Here is an 8,950-nt window from a genome sequence, read left to right as displayed (position 1 = left end):
CCTGTTTTATATTTCATTTAAATCGCTTCTTACTCTCTCGATTTAAACACCAGGAAAATCAACGCATTACCGCTTGCACTTCTCTTTGTTTCAGCACCGCATTTCTGCGGGAGGCGAACTATAGCAAGCATCGCTTCTCTTTGGCAAGTCTTATTTGGATAAATTGAATAAATCGTTTCACTCTCGATATCTACTAAAGAAAAAAAGCGCTCGATGACTGAGCGCTTCTCTTCTGTTACTGGCATTTCTTCCACTATGGTGCGCGCGGCGCGCCATACATCTTTATCAGCGACTAATTATTTATTCTGGAAATTCGCTGGACGTTTTTCTAGGAAAGCCCGCATCCCTTCGCGCTGATCATGCGTGCCGAAGCTCGCATGGAATAAGCGGCGCTCGTAATGAACGCCTTCTGTTAAACCCGATTCAAATGAACGGTTCACTGCATCTTTGATCATCATCACGACAGGCAAAGACATAGAAGCGATAGTCGTCGCAGCGGCCAAGGTCTCTTCCATTAATTTATCCAAAGGTACAACGCGCGACACCAAGCCTGCACGCTCCGCTTCATTTGCATCCATTAAGCGAGCAGTCAAACACAGATCCATCGCCTTGGATTTGGAAATCGCACGAGGTAGGCGCTGCGTGCCACCACAACCAGGCAGCGTCGCCAGTTTGATTTCTGGTTGTCCAAATTTTGCATTATCTGCGGCGATAATGAAATCACACATCATAGTCAATTCACAACCACCACCTAAGGCGTAGCCAGCCACCGCTGCAATCACTGGTTTGCGCACGCGTAAAATATGTTCCCAGTTCTTCGTAACATAATTACCGTTGTAAGCGTCCATATAGTTATAGTCGACCATGGCAGCAATATCCGCGCCCGCAGCAAAAGCCTTTTCGCTACCAGTGATCACCATACAGCCAATGTTCTCATCTTGGTCGAAAGCGAATAAAGCATGGCCTAATTCATCCATCAACTGATCATTTAAGGCGTTCAAAGCTTTTGGGCGATTTAAAGTAATTACGCCGACTTTATCTTTAGTCTCTACAAGTATGTTCTGGTATTCCATGTTGTTTACTCCAATAAATGAATTTAATTATTTTTAATTTCGAAAGCCTTAGGCAATAACAGCCACATCGCGCCACGCTGCTTCATGCGCCCTGCCAATTCACCTGGTTCACGTCCAAACCCCCAGAAGAAATCAGCACGCACCGCGCCACGAATTGCGCCGCCGGTATCTTGCGCCATCATTAATCTTTGCAGTGGATTACTGCTAAGTGGCATTGTAGTCGACAAAAATACGGGTGCGCCAAGTGGCAATTGCGTTGGATCAACTGCAATTGATCTTTGCGGCACCAATGGCACACCCAATGCACCTTTCGGGCCTATGCTGGGATCTAGCAATTTTTCTTCTTTAAAAAACACGACACTAGGATTGGCGTTTAACAGCTCTTCCTGACGTGAAGGATTTTTAGCAATCCAGCCTTTAATACCTTGGGCTGAAGCCTGATCCAAGGTCAATTCACCTTTATCAACCAAATAGCGCCCGATAGATTTATACGGATGTCCATTTTGATCAGCATAAGCAACACGTACCGTTTCGCCCGTATCATTCAACTGCACGCGACCTGAACCTTGTATTTGCAAGAAAAAAGCATCGACAGGATCATCGACCCAGACCAATTCCTTCCCTGCGAGGAAAGGCAAGATTTCAGCACGTGAAGCGTATGGAACAACTTTATTACCGACCAAGCGTCCACGCAAACGCATATTTTTTAGATCGGGATAAACACTACCCAGATCAATCGTCAGCAAATCATTCGGCACTGCATAGAGAGCAGTTTGATACGCGCCACCTTTGGTACGTGAACCTTTCAATAAAGGCTCGTAATAGCCGGTAACCATACCGTCTGTGCCACCATCAAGATGCTGCACTTGATAAGGAGAAAAATTCATTTCAAAAAATCCACGAACTGAAGTGGCATCTTTCGCATCGACATTTTTAAGCGCACTACAAACTTCTTTCCATTCGGCCTTATTCCGAAGCGCAACACAGGAATTAACGAAGGCCGGCCATGCCTCGCGCAAATCATCATTGCCCCAACCCGGCATTTCCGCATACGAGCTTAATTTATACGCCTGTGTGTAATTCGTGATTGGCACTAACTTAGGAGGGACTGTTGGGGGTACCGTTGGCGGCACAGTCGTCGTCACAGGGGGTGTTGATGGCTTTGATTCTACTGGCAGTTGCTTTGGGGGCGTCGTACATGCCACTAAAGTCAACATCAGCGATGCTGCTAAAATACGTTTTTGTTCGAACAAAGAATTCATAAAGGATTAATTATGTGGTTATTGGCCGTTGAAGCATTAGGTGCGTTCTTGCTCTTTGCCTTTATCGTATGGTGGACGATGTTTTCAGGGAAAAAGCCGTCAAATAAAAGCACCAAAAAATCTGATCAAACAAAGCAAGAATAAAGCGCTACTAAGCTAGCAAAATTAATGCAAAGTGCGCGGCAACGATAAGACGAATTCAGGAATCAGCGCATCAAATTTATGCCCATCTTCTGCGACACAGAAATAAGTCCCCTGCATCGTGCCATGCGGCGTTTCCAAAGAACTACCGCTGGTGTACTCAAAAGCCTCACCCGGCTTGAGTAAAGGTTGATGTCCCACCACGCCTAAGCCCTGTACTTCATGCACTTTATTGTTCGCATCGGTAATGATCCAGTGACGTGAAATCAATTGCGCAGGAATGTCGCCAGTGTTCTTAATCGTAATCGTGTAGGCGAAAACAAAATGCGCTTTATCTGGATTCGATTGTTCTTCCAGATACTGCGTCACGACCGACACTTTAAATTCATATTTAGTCATAAAACCTCGCCTCAATTAAATGGCAAATAATGGCAAATGCAGAGAAACTGGCAAAACACTCGCTGAATGCTTACTTGTATGTTTCCAGAAAGCGCTCAAAACGAGCATCTTACAAGAGCACGGCAATCTTCGCAGGAGTAAAATAGAGGATTAGCTGACATTTTGCTGTCAAATCTTTCATTTTGCGTACTTATTTTGCACACTTAGCCGAGATTTTAATATGACAACCTACCGCATCGCTCCCAGCATTCTCTCCGCCGACTTCGCACGCCTTGGCGAAGAAGTTCGTAACGTCGTCGCCGCTGGCGCGGATATGATCCACTTTGACGTGATGGATAACCATTATGTGCCGAATTTAACTATAGGGCCTTTGGTCTGCGAAGCCATTCGTCCACATGTACAAGTACCGATTGATGTGCATCTGATGGTAAAACCGGTAGATCGCATCATTCCCGATTTTGCCAAAGCCGGTGCGAATATCATCAGTTTCCATCCTGAAGGCTCAGAACATATCGATCGCAGCCTGCAATTAATTCGTGATCACGGTTGCAAAGCCGGTCTGGTATTTAATCCAGCGACACCATTGCATGTTTTAGAAAATGTGATGGATAAACTGGATCTGATCTTATTGATGTCAGTCAATCCTGGCTTCGGTGGACAGTCTTTTATTCCACATACTTTGAAAAAAATCGCTGCTGTGCGCAAGATGATCGACGAATCTGGTCGCGACATTATGTTGCAAGTCGATGGCGGCGTGAAAGTAGACAATATTCGTGAAATCGCTGCTGCAGGCGCGGATACTTTTGTGGCTGGCTCGGCGATTTTTGGTAAGCCTGACTATAAGGGCGTGATTGATGCTATGCGGGGTGAGTTGGCTTTGGTGGCTTAAACTTCGGTTGCACCACAGATCGCTCTTCGTAAGGCAACTGACACTGGATTCCCGCTAAAAGCACGCGGGAATGACAGTCTCGCCTATTTGCCACATCCACATCGTGTCAACATTAAGATCGCCACTGAGACGATAAGTTCTTTTCCAAATATGCCTAAATTCCAGAACATCCAAGCCGCCATCGTCGACCTAGATGGCACCATGCTAGACACAGCACCCGATTTTCTGGTCGCCATCAATCGCATGCGCGCCGAATTTTCACTGTCCGATTTAGATATCCTCACCATCACCAACTTCGTCGGCAAAGGTTCAGAAAATCTCATTCATCGCGTGCTATCGACAGACTTCGAACCAACGCTAGTCGAGCAAAATTTTGAACAAGCGATGGCAAGCTATCAAAAACACTATTTGGCGATCAATGGTGACTACAGCACTTTGTACCCGGAAGTAATAGAAGGATTGCAGGCGCTGAAAGCACAAGGCTTGCGTCTAGCTTGCGTGACGAATAAGCCAATTGCATTTACAAGGCCTTTATTAGCAAAGAAAGATTTACAAGGATTTTTCGACGTCGTGTACGGTGGCGACTCTCTTGCTCGCAAAAAACCTGATCCTTTACCGCTATTACAGGTTTGCCTCGATTTTCACCTGGCACCTGCACAGGTGGTCGCGATTGGCGACTCGTCGAATGACGCCAAAGCCGCACGCGCTGCTGGTTGCCCGGTGCTGACAGTGCCGTATGGCTACAATCACGGCGAGGCTGTACAAACTATTGAAAGTGATGGTATAGTCGAAACCTTACTGAGTGCTGCACAATTATTACTCAGTAAGAAAATATCAACCAATTCATCAAGCTTCTAACAAAATTAGAATGTTCCTCGATAAGAAACGTCCATCAACTACTCCAGGCACTTTTGAGGCCTGGCTATGGCGACGCTGGCAATCTACCTGACCAGCGTGGGCGCTTTCGTCTGTGTGTCTGAGTTTTATCCAAACCCTGATTCGCGCCAACGACGTTTTTTCATCTCTCGTCATCTTTGACAAGTTTCTGTAAGTTTTCGCTGTACCGTTTCGACCTTTTGATTTCACATTTTGGAGCTAGCCTCGTCTGCATTGCTGACGTCTGGCGCTGATCGAATGTGGTCTTTTCGGTCAAACACATTTAACGCACATACATCATGACTGAACTCGAATTTAAATCCTTGGCCACACAAGGCTACAATCGTATCCCGATGATCGCTGAAGCTTTTGCCGATCTGGAAACGCCACTCACGCTCTACCTGAAACTCGCGCAAGCCACCAATGGCGGCAAAAATAGCTTTTTATTGGAATCCGTCAAAGGCGGCGAACGCTTTGGTCGTTATTCCTTTATCGGCTTGCCCGCATCGACCGTGGTGCGCTCGACCGGCTTTCACACCGAAGTGATTAAGAACGCGCAAGTGATAGAAACGCATGAAGGCAATCCTCTCGATTTCATCGCTGAATATCAATCCCGTTTTCGCGTTGCCTTGCGTCCTGGCTTGCCACGTTTTTGTGGTGGTCTGGCTGGCTACTTTGGCTACGACGCTGTACGTTACGTGGAAAAACGCTTAGAAAAAACGGCACCTAAAGATGATCTAGGCTTGCCGGATATCCAGCTCTTGCTGACTGAAGAACTTGCCGTGATCGACAATGTCTCTGGCAAATTATATCTAATCGTGTACGCCGACCCAACGCAGTCGGAAGCATGGAGCAAAGCACGTCAGCGCTTAAAAGATTTGCGTGCGATGTTACGCCGCAGCGTCGATGTACCCATTACGTCTGCTTCAGTCCGCACAGAGGCAATCCGCGATTTCGCCAAAGAAGATTATTTGAAAGCCGTGCTCAAAGCCAAGGAATACATCATGGCTGGCGATTTGATGCAGGTGCAGATCGGTCAACGTATCAAGAAACCTTACGTCGATTCCCCTTTATCTTTGTACCGCGCACTGCGCTCAATTAATCCTTCGCCGTATATGTATTTCTACAATTTCGGTGACATGCACATCATCGGCGCGTCACCAGAAATTTTAGTCCGCAACGAACAGCTCAGCGATGGCAATAAAAAAGTCACGATACGCCCATTGGCGGGAACCCGTCCACGTGGCGCAACACCAGAGCGTGATGAAGAACTCGCTGTTGAATTACTAGCCGATCCAAAAGAGATCGCGGAACATGTGATGCTGATCGATCTTGCCCGCAACGACATCGGTCGCATTGCGCAAACTGGCAGCGTCAAACTCACTGAAAAAATGGTGATCGAGAAGTACTCCCACGTGCAACACATCGTCTCGAATGTTGAAGGTTTGTTGCAACCGAATATGTCTAATCTCGATGTACTGAAAGCGACCTTCCCTGCGGGCACTTTATCTGGCGCACCGAAAGTACGTGCGATGGAATTGATCGACGAACTCGAGCCAGTAAAACGCGGCATCTACGGCGGCGCTTGCGGTTATTTATCCTTTGGTGGCGAAATGGATTTAGCGATTGCAATTCGCACTGGCGTATTGAAAGACGGCATGTTGTACGTGCAAGCCGCAGCTGGCGTGGTAGCCGACTCGGTTCCTGAAATGGAATGGCAAGAGACTGAAAACAAAGCACGCGCTATGCTCAGAGCAGCGGAACAAGTACAAGATGGATTAGATGGGGAGATTTGACGTGGATGACGTTAAAATCAAAACCCCTCAACGCCGAGACGCAGAGACGCTGAGTGACACCTTAACAGAGAGAGTTATTGGAGCGGCTATTGAAGTTCATCGTGTACTTGGGCCGGGATTATTAGAAAGTGCGTATGAACATTGTTTATGCCATGAGCTTTCACTCAGAGATATTCGTTTCACACGTCAAATTACACTCCCGGTGCATTACAAAGGAGTGGAAATTGAAGCAGCCTATCGATTAGATTTGTTAATTGAAAACAGCCTTCTCATTGAACTCAAATCATTAGAGAAATTGCAGGAAATTCACAAAGCACAAGTGCTCACTTATTTACGTCTAACCGGATATGAAACTGCACTTCTCATCAATTTTATGGTTCCAGTATTAAAGGACGGCATCAAACGAATTTCTCTGCGCCGCTCTGCGTCTCAGCGCCTCGGCGTTGAGGGGTTTTCTCGCTAAACAAGGACACTAAAAATGCTACTAATGATAGATGATCAACATCAATATCTACGATTATCCCTCAGCATCTATTTAACTATAGCAAACAACAACTTACGCTAAAAATTCATCTTAAAATAACCATACCTATCCATGAATATGGTGGTAAATTGGTGGTAATAATCCAATCTCTCCACCATTAAATGAAACCATCAAAAAATCTAACGCATTCAGCCATTCAAGCAGCAAAAGCCAAGGGGAAGCCATACAAGCTATCTGATTCAGATAGGCTATATGTTCTGGTTACCCAAACCGGAAAAAAATATTGGAAATGGAATTATCGTCTAGATGGGAAAGACAACACTTACACGCTCGGAACTTTCCCAGATATAGGACTAGCTGAAGCACGAGAGCTGCGCATTGATGCCGAAAAAAAAGTAAAGCAAGGAATCCATCCCGCAGACTTCGACAAGGATCAAATTTTAAGCTCTAAACTCAACAAGGCAACCACCCTATGGTCTGTTGCCGAGGAGTGGATAGAAAATCCAACTATAAAGCGATCAAGCTACTATCTAAAACAAATCCGATCCTGCATGCAGAGGTATGTTAGAGACACGCCAATTGGAAACCGACCAATAAAGGAAGTTACCACCCAAGAGATGTACAACCTCATCAGCGGCATAGCAATTCGCACCAAACGAACCGGACTCGAACGTAAAACGACTGGTGCTCCACAAGTAGCCATTAATATGCGAACTTGGTGTAATGCCGTATTCAGACTAGCAAAGGTATCCGGTCGATTGACACAGAATCCTATTGCAGATCTTAAAATTAGCGACATAATTTCAAAACCTACAGTAAAAAATAACCGAGCTTTATCCAAAACTGAACTAAAGAAATTGCTAGCAGCCCTAAATGAATTCACGGGACGGCAGAAGACGAAAATAGCAATAGAACTGCTTATGCTTACGTTTGTCCGCACAGGTGAACTACGGTGCGCAACATGGGGTGAATTCGATCTCGAAAATGCATTGTGGACTATTCCAAGTGCAAGGATGAAAATCAAAACTTCTGGAGACCATCTAGTTCCTCTCGCACCGCAAACAATTGCACTATTAAAGCAATTAAAGAAATCCACTGAACTACCGATCTCTAACTCAAGCCTCCTATTCCCGAACGAACGAAATCACCTTGAACCAATGACACCAACAACAATAAATCGAGCGCTGGAGAGAATGAATTTTAATGGGAAAGGAACAATAGGTTTTTCTGCGCATGGCTTCCGAGGAACAGCCTCCACAATGTTGCATGAACTCGGATCTCGTTCCGACGTTATAGAACTTCAATTAGCACACCAAGAGCGAAATTCTGTGAAAGCAGCATACAACAAAGCTCAATATCTGGTAGAGCGAAAAGAACTAATGGAACGTTGGGCGAACCATATTGACGCAACAAGACCAAATCAAAAATAAGATAACCGCCAGCATTTGACAAACAAACTGTTGTGTAACTTAGTACTTGACCCTCTGTTTCGTTTAGATAACAATAGGGACTCTTCACCTCGTCAGCAATGGAGTGCGTGGATTACGAAATTTATTTCTAGTCCAACGAGGTAGCGTGCAACGCGCTACTAGGCACTCCGACGCACAGACAATCCAAAGGATTTATCTAGTCGGAATTTCATTAAATGCGCTCACGATAAGCGCCGTTAATTAGGAATTCTTTCATGGCAATCACTTATATAAATACGCCCAAGCACATATCAAACAATGCCACTCAGGCAGCTATCAAACCTACAAAAATTGGGCATAGCAAAGCATTACCCGTAACAATAGATTTGCAAAACATCGGCAGGTTACGTATTGGGCATCTGATGACTCTATTTAGCATAAGTCACTCTACACTTTACAACAGAATTAAAACGGGACTAATTCCAAAACCGGATGGAACGGATGGTTCTCGCCCATTTTGGAATACAAGCACTATCAAAGCTGCGCTTGAAAAATAGCTTCATGACTTCCTTCAACAATCGAGATTCAAATCGACCAATAAACCTAAGCCTGCTTCTTCTA

10 protein-coding genes are annotated in these 8,950 nt (G+C 45.4%); 6 read left to right on the top strand and 4 right to left on the bottom strand.

Annotation, left to right across the window (positions count from 1 at the left end; all coding sequences use genetic code 11):
- Positions 1-29: 29 nt before the first annotated feature.
- From H8K33_RS19035 to apaG, 4 genes are all read right to left on the bottom strand, one after another.
- Entirely contained in the window at positions 30-245 is a 216-nt protein-coding gene (locus tag H8K33_RS19035; RefSeq protein ID WP_186892658.1) for a hypothetical protein, read from the bottom strand.
- Positions 246-296: 51 nt separating this feature from the next.
- Positions 297-1,073 (bottom strand): enoyl-CoA hydratase, encoded by a 777-nt coding sequence (locus tag H8K33_RS19030; protein ID WP_186892657.1) that lies wholly within the window; start codon positions 1,071-1,073, stop codon positions 297-299.
- A gap of 23 nt (positions 1,074-1,096) precedes the next feature.
- On the bottom strand, positions 1,097-2,335 hold the full coding sequence (gene mltA, locus H8K33_RS19025) for a murein transglycosylase A (protein WP_186892656.1): 1,239 nt from the start codon (positions 2,333-2,335) through the stop codon (positions 1,097-1,099).
- 165 nt (positions 2,336-2,500) lie between these two features.
- Positions 2,501-2,875, bottom strand: a complete 375-nt coding sequence (gene apaG, locus H8K33_RS19020) for a Co2+/Mg2+ efflux protein ApaG (RefSeq protein WP_186892655.1) — start codon at positions 2,873-2,875, stop codon at positions 2,501-2,503.
- 220 nt (positions 2,876-3,095) lie between these two features.
- Here apaG and rpe point away from each other — a divergent pair, with 220 nt between their 5' ends.
- The 6 genes from rpe (at position 3,096) to H8K33_RS18990 (ending at position 8,886) form a co-directional block, all read left to right on the top strand.
- Positions 3,096-3,764, top strand: coding sequence for a ribulose-phosphate 3-epimerase (gene rpe, locus H8K33_RS19015; RefSeq protein WP_186892654.1), 669 nt, complete (start codon positions 3,096-3,098; stop codon positions 3,762-3,764).
- Positions 3,765-3,914: 150 nt separating this feature from the next.
- Positions 3,915-4,622, top strand: coding sequence for a phosphoglycolate phosphatase (locus tag H8K33_RS19010; RefSeq protein WP_186892653.1), 708 nt, complete (start codon positions 3,915-3,917; stop codon positions 4,620-4,622).
- Positions 4,623-4,939: 317 nt separating this feature from the next.
- The gene (trpE, locus tag H8K33_RS19005) at positions 4,940-6,436 is read left to right on the top strand and encodes an anthranilate synthase component I (RefSeq protein WP_186892652.1); all 1,497 of its coding nucleotides are present in this window, start codon (positions 4,940-4,942) and stop codon (positions 6,434-6,436) included.
- 1 nt (position 6,437) lies between these two features.
- On the top strand, positions 6,438-6,899 hold the full coding sequence (locus H8K33_RS19000) for a GxxExxY protein (RefSeq protein WP_343043850.1): 462 nt from the start codon (positions 6,438-6,440) through the stop codon (positions 6,897-6,899).
- Positions 6,900-7,081: 182 nt separating this feature from the next.
- Positions 7,082-8,350 carry a tyrosine-type recombinase/integrase gene (locus H8K33_RS18995; protein ID WP_186892650.1) on the top strand — a complete coding sequence of 423 codons (1,269 nt, stop codon included), beginning with the start codon at positions 7,082-7,084 and terminating at the stop codon, positions 8,348-8,350.
- Positions 8,351-8,604: 254 nt separating this feature from the next.
- Entirely contained in the window at positions 8,605-8,886 is a 282-nt protein-coding gene (locus H8K33_RS18990; protein WP_186892649.1) for a helix-turn-helix transcriptional regulator, read from the top strand.
- Positions 8,887-8,950 lie beyond the last annotated feature (64 nt).

Origin of the sequence: Affinundibacterium amnicola, from assembly GCF_014284275.1 — a bacterium.
Classification (GTDB): Bacteria; Pseudomonadota; Gammaproteobacteria; order Burkholderiales; family Burkholderiaceae_D; genus Undibacterium; species Undibacterium amnicola.
The sequence above is the reverse complement of the archived record's forward strand: the minus strand, read 5'-3'. Positions and strand labels throughout refer to the sequence as shown.